The sequence below is a fragment of the Pseudoruegeria sp. SHC-113 genome (assembly GCF_025376885.1).
Taxonomy (GTDB): Bacteria; Pseudomonadota; Alphaproteobacteria; order Rhodobacterales; family Rhodobacteraceae; genus Pseudoruegeria.
In genome coordinates, this window is sequence record NZ_JAHUBR010000001.1 from 1,747,763 (window position 1) to 1,765,210 (window position 17,448).

The following is a 17,448-nucleotide window of genomic DNA, read 5'->3' on the forward strand; positions in this document are numbered from 1 at the left end:
TCAGCTTTCCTGTGTGAGGGAGCGGTAAATCTCGGGCAGGGCGCGCAACAGGCGCGCAGGCTCGGGCAGCAGGGTGAAGCCGCCCTTGCCGAAGATGCGGGCGAACCAGTCCTGCCCGTCGGCATCCACGATCACCGAATGCACGATCTGGCCCGCGCGGCGAGCTTCGCGCACGGCCATGCGGCTGTCTTCGATGCCGTGCTGGCCTTCGTAGTGATCCAGATCGTTGGGCTTGCCGTCGGTGATCACCAAGAGCAGCTTCCGGCGGCTGCCTTCTTCGGCGAGCCGCGTGGAGGCATGGCGCAGGGCCGCGCCGAGGCGAGTGTATTGGCCAGGCTTCAGCCCGCCGATGTTGCGCATCACTTGCGCATCCATCGGATCGGCAAAGCCCTTCACCCGGTGCAGGAACACGCGATCGCGCCGCAGCGAGGAAAAGCCCCAGATGCCGCAGCGATCCCCCGCGGCATCGATCCCCCCGGCCAGCGCGGCCAGAGCCTCGCGGGCGACCTCCATCACGCTGGTCTCGCCAAGGCTTGCTTCGGTGGAGCGGGAGCAATCCAGAAGGATCGCCACCGACAGCTCGCGTTCGATCTTGCGCGACGCCATGTAGATGCGATCACTGCCGCGCCCGGTGGCCAGCAGATCGGCGCGGGCGTTGATCACGGCGTCCAGATCCAGCTCCTGCCCGTCGATCTGGCGCGGCGAGAGCACACGGCGTGGGCGCAAGGCTTCGAACTGGCGGCGCACGGCGGCAAGGCGGCGCGGATCGGGCCGGAAAGGCGCGGCGTCGGGCGCGATCTGCACCGGGGCCTCCAGCACGCGGGCGTGATCCTCCATATAGGCGCACTTGCGCATGTTCCATTCCGGGTAGGTGTGAGCGCCGGCAAGTCTCGCGTGGTCGGCCTCCTGCGGGGAGAGATCGAGGTGCAGCCGCAGCCGGGTGGCGGCCTTGCGGTCATGTTTGCTGAGCGTGACGCTCTCCTGATCCTCGGCGGCCTTCTGGGCGTCGTCTTCGTTTTCGTCCTGCACGGAGCGGTTGATGTTCATGGATTCGACCCACGACAGGATCGTTTCAAACCGGTGGATGATGAAACTGTCGCGCCGGTTGGCCTGATCCAGATCGCGGCGCTCGCCCTGTTTGCGGCTCTCCACGGGGAGCGCGGGCATCGGCGCGCTGGCCTCCTGCTCCTCCTCGCGGGAGGAGGCGCTGGTTTCCGGGCGCAGGTAGCGCAGCCAGATCGGCACCGGGGCGAAAGGGGTGTAGCTGCGGGCGGGCGCGGGCGGGAATTGCGCCGTGCTACCGCCAAGCTGATCCCGTAGCGCCTGCTCCATCGCGGCTTCCGCCGGGGTGCGGGCGAGGCTTTCGCGCTGCACAAGGCAGGCGGCGGCAAGGGTGCCGTAAGGCGCACGCAGGCCGGGGCAGGCGCGGAAGACCGCATCGCAAGCCGCAGCCGAAGCGCGGATCTGGGCGCAGTCGTTGGCCTGCGCGCCCTCGGGCAGATCGAGCGCCGCCACATCGGTGAGCGCGGCGGAGGCGGTGAGCCAGAGGTAGGCGGCGCGGTTCAGGTCTTCGGTCGGGAAGGCGTCCATCACGGGCGGCAGGCGCAGGCGCTCGCCGTCATAGCTCGCCACAGGTGCCGCTTCCGGGCCAGCCGCCAGCTTGCGCCGCCAGTTGCGGCGGTGGGTGAGCGTTCCGGCGCTGGCCGGGCCGATGTCCACGCTGGCCGCGCCGCCAAGGGCGCGAAACAGCAGGGCGGCGGAGGGGCGGATGGCCTCAAAAGGCACCGCCGCCGCCTCGAAGCGCGCCCCCGCCATCATGGAGGTGGCGAGATCGTGCCAGAGGTTGCCCACGGCCTCTTCGGGTTCAAGGAAATCCAGAAGCGCCATGGGGCTACCCGTAGATCACGGCCACGAGATCGCGCAGGGCGGATTTCGTGTCGTCATCATCGCTTAAGGGTTCGATCACGGCGGCCTCTAGCGCTGCCGGCACGGCCATACCGCGCGCGATCAGCGTGGCGGCATAGACAAGCAGCCGGGTTGAGACGCCTTCTTCCAGATCCATGCCCGAGAGCGAGCGGATCTTGCCTGCCAGCCGCACCAGAGGTGCGACGCGCGCCGCCGCCAGCCCGCTTTCCGCCGCCACAACGGCGATCTCGGTTTTCTCGGGCGGGAAATCGAAGCTGATCGAGAGGAAGCGCTGCCGGGTGGAAGGCTTCAGACGTTTCAGGATGTTCTGGTAGCCCGGGTTGTAGGAGGCCACCAACATGAAGCCTTCCGGCGCTTTCAACTCCTCGCCGGTGCGGTCGATCATCAGGGTGCGGCGGTTGTCGGTGAGCGGGTGCAGCACCACGGTCACGTCCTTGCGCGCTTCCACCACCTCGTCGAGGTAGCAGATCGCCCCTTCCCGCACCGCGCGGGTGAGGGGGCCATCGACCCATTCGGTCTCGCCCCCCTTCAGCAGGTAGCGCCCGATCAGGTCGGCGGCGGAGAGATCGTCATGGCAGGCCACGGTATAGAGCTTGCGCCCGCTGGCGGCGGCCATGTGCTCGACGAAGCGGGTTTTGCCGCAGCCGGTCGGCCCCTTCAGAAGAAGGGGCAAACCGTTTGCTTGGGCCATCTCGAACAGGGCGCATTCATTGCCCTGAGCGAGATAGGCGGGGATCTGCGGGGATTGGCTCATGGCGTTCATGGCTTATTCCCCCGGTACTGCAGTGGGGCCCGGTTCGATCACCTCGGAGCGCACCACGGCAAGGCTGTAGATGAACAGCAGCGCACCGATCACCACCGCAAGGCCTGCGCCGAAGCGCATCAGGTAGAAGACGTCGAGCGCGTCCTGCACGTCCATGTAGTAATCGCCCACCACGCGCTGCATATGCGTCTGGATGGTGCCGGCGAAGGTCAGCACGAAGGTCATGAAGCACATGCCGCCCGTCATCAGCCAGAACGACGCCATGTTGAGCACCTGGTTGTAGGGCGCGCGGCCACGCAGGATCGGCATCGCGTAGGTAAACATCGCGAGGTTCAGGGCCACATAGGCGCCGAAGAAGGCAAGGTGGCCGTGGGCGGCGGTGATCTGGGTGCCGTGGCTGTAGAAGTTCACCCCGTGCAGCGTGTGCAGGAAACCCCAGACGCCCGCGCCGAAGAAGGCCAGCGTGGAAGAGCCGAGCGACCACAGAAGGGCAGCCTTGTTGGGATGGTTCTTGCGCCCTTTCCAGACCATGACGAAGGCAAAGCTCATCATCAGGAAGAAGGGGATCACTTCGAGCGTGGAGAAGATCGAGCCGATCCACTGCCAGTAGCCCGGCGTGCCGATCCAGTAGAAGTGGTGCCCGGTGCCGAGGATGCCGGAGAACAGCGCAGTGCCGCAGATGACATAGAGCCATTTCTCCACCACCTCGCGATCCACGCCGGTGAGCTTGAGCATCAGGAAGGCAAGGATCGCCGCCATCACAAGCTCCCAGGTGGCTTCCACCCAGAGGTGGACAACGAACCACCAGTACATCTTGTCGAGACTCAGGTTTTCCGGGTTGATGAAGGCGAAGATCCACAGCAGCGACAAGAGCCACAGCCCGAGCAGCAGCACGTTGGTGATCGCCGTCTTGCGGCCCTGAAGCACGGTGAGCGAGACGTTCACGAGGAAGATCACGGCCGCCACGAGGATGCCGAACTTGACCCAGAGCGGCTGCTCAAGGAACTCGCGCCCCTCGTGGATCCCCATCAGGTAGGAGATCACCGCCCCAAGCGTGCCCACCATCAGGATCGCCAGCTGGATATAGGCGAGCTTGACCGAGAAGATCTCCCGCTCGCTTTCCTCGGGCAGCAGGTAATAGGCCGCGCCGAAGAAGCCGGTCAGCAGCCAGACGATGAGCGCGTTGGTGTGCAGCATGCGCACGATGTTGAAGGGCAGAAGCTCTGCCATGAAGTTGGGTGAAACATAGATCCACCCGGCGAGTAGCCCGCCCAGCACCTGAACGGCGAAGAGGGCGAGCGCGCAGGCGAAATAGGCCAGCGCGACTTTTTGCGATTGGTATTTCATGTGTGTCCCTCGAATGTCTGCTTAACCGGCGTCGTTGGGAGGCCAGCCCTGAGTGTCGGTCTGGTCGGCCCAGCGGAGGAACTCGCTCAGCGCGCGCAGTTCTTCGTCGGTGAGGTTGAAGTTGGGCATCTGGCGGCGGCCTTCGATGCCGGAGGGCTGGCTTTCCATCCACGCCTTCAGCGTTTCATACGCGTCTTCCGGTGCGTCGAGCACGCCCCAGCGGGTCATCACGTTGCCGACTTCGGGCGCGAAGTATGCGCCTTCGCCGTGCAGCGAGTGGCAGTTGATGCAGGCGTTCTTCTCCCACACCCGTTTGCCGTGGGCGACCTCTTCGGTCAGCGGCATGCCGACTGTGGATTTGGTGACGATATAGCGGTGGCTCTGGACGGTGAGGGCCACGAACACCACGACGAAAAAGATCGATCCGCCGTAAAAGATGTTTCGGGCCCGGGTCTTGGTCAGGATTTCTGCCATGGCTGGGCTTCCTTGTTCTTGCAGGATGCCCAAGCTGTAGGGAAGGCGCGCGGGCCAGAGTTTGTGCCAGCGCAACGTTTGGCGGGAATTTCGCGGGCAGGCTGGAACCAGACGAGGAGAAAGGTGCCCGATGCGTAACGATTTACACGATCCCGACCTGCCGCTGGGCGAGCTGATGGCCCGCTACCCGGCGACGATGCCCGTCTTCCTGCGCCACAGGATGCTCTGCGTTGGCTGCCTCGTGAGCCCGTTTCACACGGTGATCGACGCCTGCGCCGAATACGGGCTTCAGGAAAGTGCCTTTCGGGCCGAGCTGGAGGCGGCCGTCAACGGTGCGGCTGCTGAGACAGCTCCACCAGCGCATGGGGCTTCAGCACACTGATGTGCTTGCGCCGGCTCGCCACGATGCCGGATTTCTCCCAGGCCGACAGCAGCCGGCTCACGGTGTGCAGCGTGGTGCCCGTCATCTCGCTTAGATCCTGACGGGTGATCGGGAAGGCGATCTCGATCGCATCGCCCTGCCGTTTGCCCGTCTGGTTGACGAGCCGCAGCAGTGCATTGGCCACGCGCTGCTCCACATGCTGGGTGGCCATCTCCACGATGCGGGCGTTCATCTCGCCCACACGCGCGCCGAGGGTTTTATATGTCTCTGTCGCAAAGCCCGGGTAGCTGGCGATGAAATGCTCCCAGAGGCTGGTGGGCCAGCTCAGGATGATGCCTTCCGACGCCATGACGGAGGTGGCCGGGTAGGTGTCGCGCGCCAGTGCCTTGGCGATGCCGAACAATTGTCCCGTGGGGATATGCAGCGCTATGACCTGCTCGCCGCCCTCAGTGATGCGCACTACACGCAGCACACCATCTAGAAGCATGTAGAAGCGATCCGCCGGCGCACCTTCTTCAAAGATCACCGCCCCTTCCTCCAGCCGCCGCACGCTGGCCGCGTCCAGAATCTCGCGGATCTGCCGTCGCTCCAGTTGGGAGAAAGGCGGCAGGTTCGCCAGAAGGCTTTCGTCGAGTCGGTGCGGCGCGGCTGTGCTCATGGTGGCTCTTGATGGCACCGGGCTTGGGGGCTGGCCAGAAGAAAAAACGTATTTGTCGAAAAGGCAGCCGAAGTTTGTGCCAGCGCAACGTTTAGAGCGGGGCAGGGGCGTAGCACTGGGCTCAACACTGATGAGACCAAGGAAAGGAACTCCAGATGTTCAAACCGCTCGCCCTCGGTGCCGTGATCGCCGCCGCGCTTGCCGGCGGAGCCGGGGCAGAAACCTTCGAAGTGCAGATGCTCAACAAAGGTGACGCCGGCAAGATGATCTTCGCCCCCGACGCCCTGCGCATCGCTCCCGGTGACACCGTGAAATTCGTCGCCACCGACAAGGGCCACAATGCCGAGCTGATCAAGGGCATGGCCCCGGAAGGTGCCGCCGAGTTCAAAGGCAAGATCAACGAAGAATTCGAAGTCACCTTTGATGTGGAAGGCGCCTACGGCGTGATGTGCAAGCCGCATTACGCGATGGGCATGAACATGACGATCGTCGTGGGGGACGGCCCCGTAGAGGCCGAAGCCTTCCTCGGTGGCCGCATTCCGAAAAAGGCCATGGAGCGCTTCGAGGCGCAGCTGGCCACGCTCAACTGAGCCGGATTTCAAGACTCCGCCGGGCGGCGCTGCGCGGCCCGACGTCCCAACTCCCAAACCACTCCTGGAGGGCAACCCAGGATCTCGATGGAGGAAGACATGACCAAATACATCAACCCGGGCCTCGTGCAGACCAGCCGCCGCAACGTGCTGCGCGGATCGCTCCTTGCCGGTGCGGCCGCCGCTGCCGGCATCGGGGGCGCTGCCGCCGCCCGCACGCCGCGCCCGCCGAAGGTCTCCATTCCCGGCATGCCGCTCGTGCGCACCGGTGAGAAGATCGACGCCGCCACGGATGCCAAACCGGCCGATCTCTCGGGCTACACCCGCGTGAAGCAGGAGCTCGTCGCGCCGCCCTTCGCCCCTGTGCATGAGCAGGTGGCCACCGGCGGGCCGAAAATCATCGAGATCGAGATGACCACCGATGAGGTGCTGCTCACCGTCGATGAGGACACCGGCGCGCAGATCTGGGCACTGACCTACAACGGCTCCGTGCCAGGTCCGCTGATCATCGCCCATGAAGGCGACATGGTGGAGCTGACCCTGCGCAACCCGGAAAGCTCGATGATGGAGCACAACATCGATTTCCACTCTTCCACGGGTGCGCTGGGCGGCGGTGGCCTGACCCACGTCTTCCCCGGCGAGGAAACCGTGCTGCGCTGGAAAGCGACGAAACCGGGCGTCTTCACCTATCACTGCGCCCCCGGCGGCGCGATGATCCCCTACCACGTCTGCCACGGCATGAACGGCGCCGTCATGGTGCTGCCGCGCGACGGGCTGAAGGACGGCAAGGGCAACCCGCTCAAATATGACAGCATCGCCTATATCGGCGAGCAGGATTTCTACCTGCCGATGGATGAAGAGGGCAACTTCAAGACTTACGAGGCCGCAGGCGACGATTACGCCGACAGCCTTGACGCCATGCGCACGCTCACCCCGACGCATTCGGTGTTCAACGGCTCTGTTGGCGCTCTGACGGGCGAAGGCGCGCTGAAGGCGAAAGTGGGCGAAACGGTTCTAATGATCCACAACCAGGCCAACCGCGACACCCGCCCGCACCTGATCGGCGGCCATGGCGATTACGTCTGGGAGGCTGGCTCCTTCACCGACACCCCGCTCACCGGGCTGGAAACCTGGCTCTGCCGCGGCGGCTCGGCGATGGCGGCGATGTACACCTTCCGTCAGCCCGGCGTTTACGCCTACGTGAACCATAACCTGATCGAAGCCGCCCTTCTCGGCGCTGCCGCCCACTTCGTGGTGGAAGGCCAGTGGGACAACGACCTGATGGAGCAGGTGGTCGCGCCGCGGCCCTTCGCAACCTGATCTGAGCACCTGAGGCTAAGGAGCAGTTCGATGACCGTGTCACACCGTACCCTTCTGGTAAGCGTTCTGGGCGGTGCTGCACTCGCCGCCGGCGCCACGGTCATCGCAATCGACGGGGGCGCGGGATTTTCCCGCGCCCCCGATCTCAGCCACGCCCCGAAGATGGCCGAAGCGCCTTTCGTGATGCCGGACGGGCGGGCGATCCATGTGCAGAAATTCGAAGTCACCATCGCCGAATGGGCCCGCTGCCACGCAGCCGGGGCCTGTTCGCTGGCGGTGAAGCCGCGCCCCGGTTTCGATGCCGAAACCACCCCCGCCACCGGCCTGAGCTACGTGGACGTGGGCCAATACCTCGCCTGGATCAACCTGCAGACGGGGCTGCGCTTCCGCCTGCCGACGATGGCGGAATGGGAGGCCATGGCCGAGGCCGTGCTGCCCGAGGAGGCCGATCCGCTGTTCACCGATCCTTCGCTCAGCTGGGCCTCGACCTATCTCACCGAGAACCTGCCTGCGCGCGCGCTTAAACCCACCGGCAGCTTCAAGGTCTCTGCCGAAGGGGTGGCCGATCTGGACGGCTCCGTTTGGGAATGGACGCAGGATTGCTACAACGGCGAAGATCCTGAGCGCTGCGCTGCCTTCTACGTGGGGGGCGAGCATCTGGCCGCCATCCCCTTCCTCGTGCGCGATCCGGCGCGCGGTGGCTGTGCCGTCGGCTCGCCGCCCGCGCATCTGGGAATGCGGCTCGTGTCTGATGAACCGGTGCCAACGAGCTGAGACCACCGGACATCAGGGGAGGGCAAAACGCCCGGCGCGGGAGGCGCCGGGCGTTTTCTGTTGGGAGGTGTCGTGGGCTCAGGGCAGGGGAGAGACGCCGATCACCAGCGGATGCAGGGCGATGAGCAGGGCGTAGAGGGCGAGGCCTGCAAGCAGCCGGACAGGCTCCAGCCGTATCGGCGCTGCCTGCACCTCCTGCCAGAGTTGCCGCCATGCCATTTCGCCTATCAGCCGCTTGCGGCGGCGGTCTATGATCCGCCCGCCGAAGGCAGCAAAGCCCGTGAAGAGGCCAAAGAGGATCACATGGGCCAGATCGCCGTTCACCAGCAGATGCGCGCCGCCCCAGCAGGTGAGCGCGGCCAGAACCGGGTGGCGGATGAGCCGCACGATGCCGGGGCGCGTGGCGTCAAACCCGGAAGTGGGGCAGCCGAAGGAAAACGGGTTGGGCCGCCCCACCGATAGCCCCAGCAGCAGGCAGGCCACGGCCATCAGCGCAAGCGCCGCGTGGCTGTTCCACATCATGCGCGGCCAGAGCAGCACGAAAGGCGCACGGCTTGCGGCGAGGATGAGCCAGATAAGAACGCCTACGGACAGCGCCGAATAGGCCAAAGAAAACCCAAGCGGCCCCAGAAGCTGCGTCGCCCGCGCCCGGTTGGCCGGGCGCAGGGGCAGCGAGTGGCTCAGGAAGAAGGCCGCCAGCGCGGCGGCGAACCCGGCCCAGCCGAGAAGCGCCTCCATCAGGCCGCCCCCGCGCGTGGGCGCAGCAGCATCGGGCCGTAAAGCATCAGGAAGCCGCCGAAGCCGGCGATCCAAAGCACGCCCGACAGGCTGTAGAGCAGATGCGCATCCCCCAGCCCCAGCCCCGCCACCAGCCGCGCCGCCATGGCCCCCAGCAGACAGGCATAAAGCGCGACCGTCGCCTTGCCCGCATGGAGCGCGTGGCCCGTGTGGCCCAGCGTGGCGCGCGTCATCACCGCGACTGTCATCAGCGTCACGGCCCCTGCCGTCCAGATATGGAGCGCGGTGCCGGTGGGCTCCTCGGCAATCAGCGCCGCGCCAAGGGCAAGGGCACCGAGCGGCACGAAGGCATAGGCCAGATGCAGGATCAGCAGCAGCGGCTCGCGCGACGTGTGCAGCCCCTGCCAGCGCGCCAGCCGCACGAGATGCGCCAGACCGGCGGCCAGAAGGGCGGGGCCAGCGAGCGGGCTGTCAAAGAGCCAGAGCCCAAGCGCAGCCACCAATGCCAGAAGCGCGGCCTTGTCAAAGCGCTGCATCGGCGGCGCGGGGCGGGCGGGATCTTTCTGCTGCACAAGCCAGTTGCGCGTGAAAGAGGGCACGATGCGCCCGCCGATCACGGCAATCATCAGGATCGCGGTGCCCATCAAGAGCCGGAACCCCGCGCCCTGATAGGCCGCCTCGCCGCGCAGGGCGGCAAGGTCAAACAGCGCGGCTCCGGTGATGAAGGCCAGCAATAGAACGAGCATCACGAGGTTGCGCCAATTCTTGCCCGCAATAATCTCGCGCGCAAGAAACCCGGCCAACACCAAGAGCGAGCCCAGATCCAGCGCCATGAAAAGCCAGCCCGGCAAGCCGAGCGAGACAAGCCCCGCCACGCGGCCCAGGCCCCAAAGCACCGTGAGCCAAGCCAGGGGCAGGCCCACCACGGGCAGGCGGCCCGTCCAGTTCGGCACGGCTGTGAGCAAAAAGCCCCCGAGCACCGCGCCAAGGTAACCCACGAGGAAAGCGTGGGCGTGCCATGAGATCGGATCAAAGCGCGTGGGCAGGTCCAGACGGCCTGCCAGCATGGCGATCCAGAGCGCCATGGCGATCAGCGCCCAGAGGGCGGCGAAGAAGAAAAAGGGCCGGAACCCGTGGGAAAACAGCGCCGGGCCCTGCCAGGCGCGGCGTTGGGATGAGGATGTTTGGGTCACGTGCGTCTCCTGTGAACTGGCCTCTTTCTGGCAGTGCAGCGCTTGCGCGTCCTTGCTTTAGCGCAAGCTTCTGCATCGGGGTGAAAACACCTCCACTTCAACGGCTTGCCCTTGCGCTTCGTGGCTGCGCTTTGACATGGCGTGAAGCTTTGCTATCACTTGAGGGCTTGGCGCAGGGGGAGGGCATCGGGCTGCTGGACTACTCACATAATTGGCTGCTGGTCGCGGCCTCGCTGGCTGTCGCCCTGATGGCCGGATTCAGCGGCCTGTCGCTGACGCGCGGGGCTTCGGCCCTCGGGCAGGCGCAGCGCAAGCTGATCGTGGTGATTGCCGCCATCGTGCTGGGCGGGGGCATCTGGTCGATGCATTTCGTGGCCATGCTGGGGCTGCGGCTGCCAATCCTCTTCTACTACGACGGGCTGATCACGCTGATCTCTGCCCTTATCGCCATCCTGATGGTCGGGATCGCGCTTCTGCTGCTGCATTTCGGCCCGCGCACACCTGCGCGGATGATTACGGCAGGCGGGATCGTCGGCCTCGGCATCGCGGCGATGCATTACGTGGGCATGATGGGGATGGAGCTCTGCCGCCCCGTCTTCTCGCCCCTCGGCGTGGGCATCTCGCTCGTGGCGGCCATGGCGCTTTCGATGCTGGCGATCTGGATCGCCTATGGCGCGCGCACCAAGGGGCATATCCTGCTCGGCACCGTCTGCTTTGCGCTTTCCGTCTTCGCGGTGCATTTCATCGCGATGATGGGCACCGGCTTCGTCGCGCTCGATACGCCCGATGCCGCCGGCCCGGCGCTTTCCAACGCGGTGCTCGCGATGGGGGTGACAGTGGCGGCCTTCATGATCTCGGGCACTTTCCTTTTGACGGGCGTCAGCTTCCTGACGCCGAGCCCCGCAGCCACGCCCGAGGCAGAGGCTCAAGGCCAGCCCGAGGCGCAGGGCGACGCCCCGCTTTCGGTGCCGTTTGAGAAAGAGGGCCGCACCCAGTTTCTGGACAAGAGCCGCATCGCTGCCGTCCGCGCGGAAGGCCATTACACGATCCTCTACGCAGGCAAGGAGAAGCTCTTCTGCCCGTGGTCGATCTCCGAGGCCGAGAACCGCCTTGCGCCCGCGCATTTCCTGCGCGCCCACCGCAGCTACCTCGTGAACCCGGCTTTCGTCACCGGGTTCGAGCGCACCAAGGACACCGGCGCGCTCTACTTCGAGGATGTGGACTCGCTGCCCAAGGTGCCCGTCAGCCGCTCCCGGCTGGCCGAGGTGCGCGCGGCGCTGGGGCTCTAAGTCGCAACTCGCGCCATTCGTGAAACCCATTCGCATTTCGTGCAGCAAGCCCTGTTTTTCATGGCTTGATCGTTTGCCCGCGCCTGCCTCCGGCGCAGTGTCATGAAACAAGCGCGCGAGGAGGCGCGCATGGGAGGACATCATGATACCAGCAGGGTTCGAATACCATCGACCCGCCGACATCGCGTCGGCAATCGCCCTATTGCAACAGCACGGCGACGAGGCCCGCGTGATCGCGGGCGGTCACAGCCTGATCCCGATGATGAAGCTGCGCATGGCCGATCTGAGCCATCTCGTGGATCTTCAGGGCATCTCTGGCCTAAGCGGCATCACGATTGGCGAGGGCAGTGTCACCATCGGCGCGATGACGACGCAGAACGCGCTGATCACCGATGAAGGGCTTTTCAAGGCGCTGCCGATCCTGCGCGAAGCCGCGTTGCAGATCGCCGATCCGCAGGTGCGCTACGTGGGCACGGTGGGCGGCAATGTCGCCAATGGCGATCCGGGCAACGACATGCCCGGCCTGATGCAATGCCTCGATGCCACCTACACCCTCGTTGGCCCCGACGGCGAACGGCAGGTGCCGGCGCGCGATTTCTACGAGGCGGCCTATTTCACCGCCCGCGAGGATGAGGAAATCCTAACCCAGATCACCATCCCGATCGCGGCTGCGAAGGGCTACGCCTACGCCAAACAGAAGCGCAAGATCGGCGATTACGCCACCGCTGCCGCCGCCGTGCTGATCGGCGATGGCTTTGCCTCTGTCGCGATGACGAACCTCTCCGACACGCCGGTCTACTCCGAAGACGCCAGCGCCGCGCTGGCGGCGGGGGACGTTGAGAGCTGCGTGAAGGCTGCGCTGGAAGCCATTGATCCGGCGGAAGATATGCGCGGACCCATCGCGTTCAAGAAACACGTGGCCGGGGTCATCCTGCGGCGCGCCATCACCAAAGCACAGGAGCGCGCGGCATGAGCAAGATGCATGTGAAACTGACCGTCAACGGGCAGGAGGTCGAAGGGCTCGCCGAACCGCGCACCCTGCTGATCCACTTCCTGCGCGAAAACCTCAACATCACCGGGCCGCACATCGGCTGCGAGACGTCGCACTGCGGGGCCTGCACCGTCGATATGAACGGCAAATCGGTGAAAAGCTGCACGCTGTTCGTTGCGCAGGCCAATGGCGCCGATGTGACGACCGTGGAAGGGCTCGTGAACGAGGACGGCTCGCTCGGCGTGCTGCAGGAGATGTTCCGCGAGCATCACGGGCTGCAATGCGGCTTCTGCACGCCGGGGATGATCACCCGCGCGCACCGACTGCTGCAGGAAAACCCGGCCCCCACCGAGGAAGAGGTGCGCTTTGGCATGGCCGGCAACCTCTGCCGCTGCACCGGTTACCAGAACATCGTGAAGGCGATCCTTGCTTCGGCGGATGTGCTGAACGCCCAGAAGGAGGCTGCGGAATGAAGGACGAAGTCACAACTGAAGATCGCGTCGCCAACCTCAAGGGCATGGGCTCCTCGCGCAAGCGGGTGGAGGACGTGCGCTTCACGCAAGGCAAAGGCAACTACGTGGACGACATCAAGCTCGACGGCATGCTGTTTGGCGATTTCGTCCGCTCCCCATACGCCCATGCGCGGGTGAAGAGCGTCAACAAGGAGGCCGCGCTAGCGGTGCCGGGCGTGCTGGCCGTGCTGACGGCGGAAGATCTTGCGCCGCTCGGGCTGCACTGGATGCCCACGCTCGCGGGCGACAAGCAGATGGTGCTGGCCGATGGCAAGGTGCTGTTTCAGGGGCAGGAGGTCGCCTATGTGGTGGCCAAGGACCGCTACGCAGCTGCCGATGGTGTGGAGGCCGTAGAGGTCGAATATGAGGAACTGCCCGTGGTGGTGGATCCCTTCAAGGCGCTGGAGCCCGACGCGCCGATCCTGCGTGAAGACATCAAGGATCGCACCGAGGGCGCCCATGGCCCGGTGCGCCACAACAACCATATTTTCACGTGGGAACAGGGCGATAAAGACGCCACCGAAGCCGCGATGGCGGAAGCGGACGTCGTCGCCGAGGAAATGATCTATTATCACCGTACCCACCCGTGCCCGCTGGAAACCTGCGGCTGCGTGGCGAGTATGGACAAGGTAACCGGCAAGCTCACGCTCTACGGCACCTTTCAGGCGCCGCACGCGATCCGCACGGTTGTTTCGCTGATTTCGGGCATCGCGGAGCACAACATCCGCGTCATCAGCCCCGACATCGGCGGCGGCTTCGGCAATAAGGTGGGCGCTTACGCGGGCTATGTCTGCTCTGTCGTGGCCTCCATCGTCACCGGCAAGCCGGTGAAATGGGTCGAGGACCGGATGGAGAACCTGATGTCCACCGCCTTCGCGCGGGATTACTGGATGAAGGGGCGGATCTCGGCCACTAAGGAGGGCAAGATCACCGGGCTCTGGTGCCACACCACGGCCGATCACGGTGGCTTTGACGCCTGCGCGGACCCAACGAAATTCCCCGCCGGGTTCATGAACATCTGCACCGGCTCCTATGACATCCCCACGGCCTATCTGGCGGTGGATGGGGTCTATACCAACAAGGCGCCGGGCGGCGTGGCCTATCGCTGCTCCTTCCGGGTGACGGAAGCCGCCTATTTCATCGAACGCATGATCGAGGTTCTCGCGATCAAGCTGAACATGGATGCCGCCGAGCTGCGCCGGATCAACTTCATCCGGAAAGATCAGTTCCCGTATCAATCCGCCCTGGGCTGGGAATATGACTCCGGCGATTATCACACGGCATGGGAAAAGGCCCTTGATTCAGTGGGCTATGACGCCCTGCGCGCAGAACAGGCGCAGCGGCTGGAGGATTTCAAAGCCGGCAAAACGCGCAAGCTGATCGGCATTGGCCTCACCCATTTCACTGAGATCGTGGGCGCAGGTCCGGTTAAGAACTGCGACATCCTCGGGCTTGGCATGTTTGACAGCTGCGAGATCCGCATCCACCCCACCGGCAGCGCCATCGCGAGGCTTGGTACGATCAGCCAGGGGCAGGGCCACGCCACGACCTTCGCCCAAATCATCGCCAGCGAGATCGGCCTTCCTGCCGATGACATCACTTTGGAGGAGGGCGACACCGACACCGCGCCATACGGGCTCGGCACCTACGGTTCGCGCTCCACGCCGGTTGCCGGGGCCGCCACGGCCATGGCCGCGCGCAAGATCCGGGCCAAGGCCCAGATGATCGCGGCCTACTTGCTGGAGGTTCACGATGATGACGTGGAGTGGGACGTGGATCGCTTTGCCGTCAAAGGCGCGCCCGAGCGCTTCAAGACGATGAAGGAGATCGCCTTCGCCGCCTACAACCAGGCCATTCCGGGCTTGGAGCCGGGGCTTGAGGCGGTCAGCTACTACGATCCGCCCAACATGACGTACCCCTTCGGCGCCTATATCTGCGTGATGGAGATCGACGTGGACACCGGGGAAACCGAGGTCCGCAGCTTCTACGCGCTGGATGATTGCGGCACCCGGATCAACCCGATGATCATCGACGGGCAGATCCACGGCGGCGCAACCGAAGGCTACGCCATCGCCATGGGGCAGGAGATCGCCTACGACGAGATGGGCAACAACAAATCGGCCACGCTGATGGATTTCTTCCTGCCCACAGCCTGGGAGACGCCCACCTACACGACCGATTTCACCGTCACCCCCAGCCCGCATCACCCGATCGGCGCGAAGGGTGTGGGGGAAAGCCCCAACGTCGGCTCGGTGCCCTGCTTCTCCAATGCGGTGCATGATGCGTTCCGGCCCTTTGGGCTCGTGCAAAGCCACATGCCCCATGATCACTGGCGGATCTGGAAGATCGCCCGCGATCTGGGCCTGCATGGCTAAGGGAATGGGCCGGGGCACTTTCGCGGTGCCCCGGCCCCTATCACCATGAGTGATTTTCACGATATGCAGACGAAATTGGCAGAAACCGGCTACATGGCTGGCGAAAGCCTCGCCATGGCGCTGCATCTGGCCATTGCGCTGGGGCGGCCCTTGTTGCTGGAAGGTCCGGCGGGTGTCGGCAAGACAGAGATCGCCAAGGCGCTTGCGCAGGTGCAGGACGCGCGCCTGATCCGGCTGCAATGCTACGAGGGGCTCGATGCGAGCCACGCGATTTACGAATGGAACTACCAGCGCCAGCTCTTGGCGATCCGCGCCGATGGCGTGAGTGAAGAGGCGCTGTTCTCCGAGAAATACCTGCTGCGCCGCCCGCTGCTGGAGGCAATCTCGCAGGAGGCCCCGCCGGTGCTGCTGATCGATGAGATCGACCGCGCCGATGAGGAATTCGAGGCCTACCTGCTTGAGATTCTGTCTGATTTCCAGATCACCATCCCCGAGCTTGGCACGATCACAGCCCGCACGCGGCCTCATGTGATCCTCACCGCCAACGGCACCCGCGATCTGTCCGACGCCCTGCGCCGCCGCTGCCTCTATGCTTTTGTGGATTACCCCGACAAGGCAGCAGAACTGGCGATCCTGAAGGCCCGCGCGCCGGAACTGGAGCCAAGCCTCGCGGCGCAGATTGTCGCCGTGGTGCAGGCGCTGCGGCGCGAGGATCTGGAAAAGAAACCGGGTGTGGCGGAGATGCTCGATTGGGCCGCCGCCCTTGCCGGGCTTGGCGTGAACGACATGGCGCAGGCGCCGCAGGCCGTGCAGGCCACGCTGGTGACGCTGCTGAAAACCGCCGCCGATCAGGGGGCCGCCCCGCCCGAGATGATCGCGCGGATCATCGGCAAGGTCGCCTGATGCCAACGGTGACCCGCTTTCCCGCCCGCGCCGAGGGGCTTGCCGACCGGATGGCCGGTTTCGTCGCCCATTTGCGGATGAACGGGGCCAAGCTCGGCCCCGCCGAGGCGGCAGACGGGCTGGCCGCGCTGGCCGTTGTGGATGCGCTGGACCCGGCGCAGGCGCGGCTGGCGCTCAAAAGCCTCTACGCGCCGGATGCCGACGGCTGGGACGCCTTTGACGATCTTTTTGATGCCTATTGGTTCAACGCCGGCAAGCAGCGCGCGGGCACCACATCGGCCCATGTGAAGGTGCAAAGTGCGAAGCCGATGCTGTGGAAGGATCACCTCGGTGAAACGGAAGAAGGTTTGGACGCGTCTGACACTCACTCTGAGGACGCGCCGCAGGCGGGTGGCGACGGGGATGAAGAGGCAGAGGGCACCGATGGCCGTCTGATCGCCACCCGCAGCCAGAACCTGCGCAAACGGGATCTGCGCGAACTGATGGACGAGGCTTCCCTGCGCGAAGCTGAGGCCGTGGCCACGCGGCTGGCTCATGTGATCCGGGATCGCCGCTCGCGCCGCCGCAAACAGGCGCTGCGGGGCCGCGAGCTGGACCTGCGCCGCATCCAGCGCGCGAGCCTTGCGCGCGGGGGCGAGCCGCTCGATCTGTTCCACCGCACCCGGCCCGAACGCCCCATGCGCCTCGTGGTGCTGGCCGATGTCTCGGGCTCGATGACCGTCTATTCCCGCGTGTTTCTGGCCTTCACCAAAGGGCTGATGAGTGCGGACACGTCGGCTGAGGCCTTCCTCTTTCACACCCGCCTGATGCGCGTCACGCCTGCGCTGCGCGATCACGACTCTCTGCGCGCCGCGGGCCGGTTGAGCCTCATGGCCGAAGGCTTCGGCGGCGGCACGGACATCGGCGGCGCACTCACCACCTTTGCCGATCAATACAGCCAGATCCTGAACCGCCGCTCGCTCGTCGTGGTGCTGTCGGATGGCTATTGCACCGGCGCGGCCCAGAACGTGGGGCAGGGCTTGGCGCGCATCCGCCGCCGCGCGGGCCGTATCGTCTGGCTCAACCCGTTGAAAGGTTGGGCCAATTACGCCCCCGTTGCCGCCGCCATCAAAGCCGCAACACCGCATCTGGACGCCCATCTTCCCGCCAACACCCTTTCTGCGCTCGCTGCGTTGGAAGGGGAATTCGCCAAGCTCTGAAAAGGACGCAACCC

General features: G+C 65.3%; 17 protein-coding genes. 10 read left to right on the forward strand and 7 right to left on the reverse strand.

What is annotated here, in order from left to right:
- From KVX96_RS08700 to KVX96_RS08715, 4 genes are read right to left on the reverse strand one after another with little or no spacing between them, the layout of a single operon-like run.
- Positions 1-1,887, reverse strand: a complete 1,887-nt coding sequence (locus KVX96_RS08700) for a nitric oxide reductase activation protein NorD (RefSeq protein WP_261193986.1) — start codon at positions 1,885-1,887, stop codon at positions 1-3.
- Between the two features lie 4 nt (positions 1,888-1,891).
- On the reverse strand, positions 1,892-2,680 hold the full coding sequence (locus KVX96_RS08705) for a CbbQ/NirQ/NorQ/GpvN family protein (RefSeq protein WP_409977120.1): 789 nt from the start codon (positions 2,678-2,680) through the stop codon (positions 1,892-1,894).
- A 12-nt stretch (positions 2,681-2,692) separates the two neighbouring features.
- Positions 2,693-4,036, reverse strand: a complete 1,344-nt coding sequence (locus KVX96_RS08710; RefSeq protein ID WP_261193988.1) for a cbb3-type cytochrome c oxidase subunit I — start codon at positions 4,034-4,036, stop codon at positions 2,693-2,695.
- 21 nt (positions 4,037-4,057) lie between these two features.
- Complete coding sequence (locus KVX96_RS08715) at positions 4,058-4,510, reverse strand: c-type cytochrome (protein WP_261193989.1); 453 nt, start codon at positions 4,508-4,510, stop codon at positions 4,058-4,060.
- A 130-nt stretch (positions 4,511-4,640) separates the two neighbouring features.
- On the opposite strand from KVX96_RS08715, the gene KVX96_RS08720 reads away from it, so the two are divergent.
- Complete coding sequence (locus KVX96_RS08720) at positions 4,641-4,892, forward strand: DUF1858 domain-containing protein (protein ID WP_261193990.1); 252 nt, start codon at positions 4,641-4,643, stop codon at positions 4,890-4,892.
- Here KVX96_RS08720 and KVX96_RS08725 read toward each other — a convergent pair.
- The gene (locus KVX96_RS08725) at positions 4,837-5,550 is read right to left on the reverse strand and encodes a Crp/Fnr family transcriptional regulator (RefSeq protein WP_261193991.1); all 714 of its coding nucleotides are present in this window, start codon (positions 5,548-5,550) and stop codon (positions 4,837-4,839) included. The two genes, KVX96_RS08720 and KVX96_RS08725, sit on opposite strands and share 56 nt — an antisense overlap.
- 155 nt (positions 5,551-5,705) lie before the next feature.
- On the opposite strand from KVX96_RS08725, the gene KVX96_RS08730 reads away from it, so the two are divergent.
- From KVX96_RS08730 to KVX96_RS08740, 3 genes are all read left to right on the forward strand, one after another.
- Positions 5,706-6,140, forward strand: a complete 435-nt coding sequence (locus tag KVX96_RS08730; protein ID WP_261193992.1) for a pseudoazurin — start codon at positions 5,706-5,708, stop codon at positions 6,138-6,140.
- A 99-nt stretch (positions 6,141-6,239) separates the two neighbouring features.
- Positions 6,240-7,460, forward strand: coding sequence for a copper-containing nitrite reductase (nirK, locus tag KVX96_RS08735; protein ID WP_261193993.1), 1,221 nt, complete (start codon positions 6,240-6,242; stop codon positions 7,458-7,460).
- Positions 7,461-7,490: 30 nt separating this feature from the next.
- Positions 7,491-8,234, forward strand: a complete 744-nt coding sequence (locus KVX96_RS08740; RefSeq protein WP_261193994.1) for a formylglycine-generating enzyme family protein — start codon at positions 7,491-7,493, stop codon at positions 8,232-8,234.
- 78 nt (positions 8,235-8,312) lie between these two features.
- On the opposite strand, the gene KVX96_RS08745 is transcribed toward KVX96_RS08740, so the two are convergent.
- Both KVX96_RS08745 and KVX96_RS08750 read right to left on the reverse strand, forming a co-directional pair.
- Positions 8,313-8,972 carry an NnrU family protein gene (locus KVX96_RS08745; RefSeq protein WP_261193995.1) on the reverse strand — a complete coding sequence of 220 codons (660 nt, stop codon included), beginning with the start codon at positions 8,970-8,972 and terminating at the stop codon, positions 8,313-8,315.
- A complete protein-coding gene (locus KVX96_RS08750) occupies positions 8,972-10,165 on the reverse strand; it encodes an NnrS family protein (RefSeq protein WP_261193996.1) in 1,194 nt (397 codons plus the stop codon). The genes KVX96_RS08745 and KVX96_RS08750 overlap by 1 nt, the downstream gene beginning before the upstream one ends.
- Positions 10,166-10,296: 131 nt before the next feature.
- On the opposite strand from KVX96_RS08750, the gene KVX96_RS08755 reads away from it, so the two are divergent.
- The 6 genes from KVX96_RS08755 to KVX96_RS08780 all read left to right on the forward strand — a co-directional run bounded on the left by KVX96_RS08755 (position 10,297) and on the right by KVX96_RS08780 (position 17,434).
- Positions 10,297-11,454 carry an MHYT domain-containing protein gene (locus tag KVX96_RS08755; RefSeq protein WP_314733101.1) on the forward strand — a complete coding sequence of 386 codons (1,158 nt, stop codon included), beginning with the start codon at positions 10,297-10,299 and terminating at the stop codon, positions 11,452-11,454.
- A gap of 142 nt (positions 11,455-11,596) precedes the next feature.
- Entirely contained in the window at positions 11,597-12,427 is an 831-nt protein-coding gene (locus KVX96_RS08760) for an FAD binding domain-containing protein (protein ID WP_261193997.1), read from the forward strand.
- Entirely contained in the window at positions 12,424-12,918 is a 495-nt protein-coding gene (locus KVX96_RS08765; RefSeq protein ID WP_261193998.1) for a (2Fe-2S)-binding protein, read from the forward strand. The genes KVX96_RS08760 and KVX96_RS08765 overlap by 4 nt, the downstream gene beginning before the upstream one ends.
- Complete coding sequence (locus KVX96_RS08770) at positions 12,915-15,332, forward strand: aerobic carbon-monoxide dehydrogenase large subunit (protein WP_261193999.1); 2,418 nt, start codon at positions 12,915-12,917, stop codon at positions 15,330-15,332. Before KVX96_RS08765 ends, KVX96_RS08770 begins: the two co-directional genes overlap by 4 nt.
- A gap of 45 nt (positions 15,333-15,377) precedes the next feature.
- Positions 15,378-16,235 carry an AAA family ATPase gene (locus tag KVX96_RS08775; protein ID WP_261194000.1) on the forward strand — a complete coding sequence of 286 codons (858 nt, stop codon included), beginning with the start codon at positions 15,378-15,380 and terminating at the stop codon, positions 16,233-16,235.
- The gene (locus KVX96_RS08780; protein ID WP_261194001.1) at positions 16,235-17,434 is read left to right on the forward strand and encodes a vWA domain-containing protein; all 1,200 of its coding nucleotides are present in this window, start codon (positions 16,235-16,237) and stop codon (positions 17,432-17,434) included. Before KVX96_RS08775 ends, KVX96_RS08780 begins: the two co-directional genes overlap by 1 nt.
- The last annotated feature ends 14 nt before the right edge of the window (positions 17,435-17,448 follow it).

Bases quoted from the DNA above. Each gene is read 5' to 3' on its own strand.
- KVX96_RS08700 (WP_261193986.1), bottom strand. From the start codon at position 1,887: ATGGCGCTTCTGGATTTCCTTGAACCCGAAGAGGCCGTGGGCAACCTC.
- KVX96_RS08705 (WP_409977120.1), bottom strand. From the start codon at position 2,680: ATGAGCCAATCCCCGCAGATCCCCGCCTATCTCGCTCAGGGCAATGAA.
- KVX96_RS08710 (WP_261193988.1), bottom strand. From the start codon at position 4,036: ATGAAATACCAATCGCAAAAAGTCGCGCTGGCCTATTTCGCCTGCGCG.
- KVX96_RS08715 (WP_261193989.1), bottom strand. From the start codon at position 4,510: ATGGCAGAAATCCTGACCAAGACCCGGGCCCGAAACATCTTTTACGGC.
- KVX96_RS08720 (WP_261193990.1), top strand. From the start codon at position 4,641: ATGCGTAACGATTTACACGATCCCGACCTGCCGCTGGGCGAGCTGATG.
- KVX96_RS08725 (WP_261193991.1), bottom strand. From the start codon at position 5,550: ATGAGCACAGCCGCGCCGCACCGACTCGACGAAAGCCTTCTGGCGAAC.
- KVX96_RS08730 (WP_261193992.1), top strand. From the start codon at position 5,706: ATGTTCAAACCGCTCGCCCTCGGTGCCGTGATCGCCGCCGCGCTTGCC.
- nirK (WP_261193993.1), top strand. From the start codon at position 6,240: ATGACCAAATACATCAACCCGGGCCTCGTGCAGACCAGCCGCCGCAAC.
- KVX96_RS08740 (WP_261193994.1), top strand. From the start codon at position 7,491: ATGACCGTGTCACACCGTACCCTTCTGGTAAGCGTTCTGGGCGGTGCT.
- KVX96_RS08745 (WP_261193995.1), bottom strand. From the start codon at position 8,972: ATGGAGGCGCTTCTCGGCTGGGCCGGGTTCGCCGCCGCGCTGGCGGCC.
- KVX96_RS08760 (WP_261193997.1), top strand. From the start codon at position 11,597: ATGATACCAGCAGGGTTCGAATACCATCGACCCGCCGACATCGCGTCG.
- KVX96_RS08765 (WP_261193998.1), top strand. From the start codon at position 12,424: ATGAGCAAGATGCATGTGAAACTGACCGTCAACGGGCAGGAGGTCGAA.
- KVX96_RS08770 (WP_261193999.1), top strand. From the start codon at position 12,915: ATGAAGGACGAAGTCACAACTGAAGATCGCGTCGCCAACCTCAAGGGC.
- KVX96_RS08775 (WP_261194000.1), top strand. From the start codon at position 15,378: ATGAGTGATTTTCACGATATGCAGACGAAATTGGCAGAAACCGGCTAC.
- KVX96_RS08780 (WP_261194001.1), top strand. From the start codon at position 16,235: ATGCCAACGGTGACCCGCTTTCCCGCCCGCGCCGAGGGGCTTGCCGAC.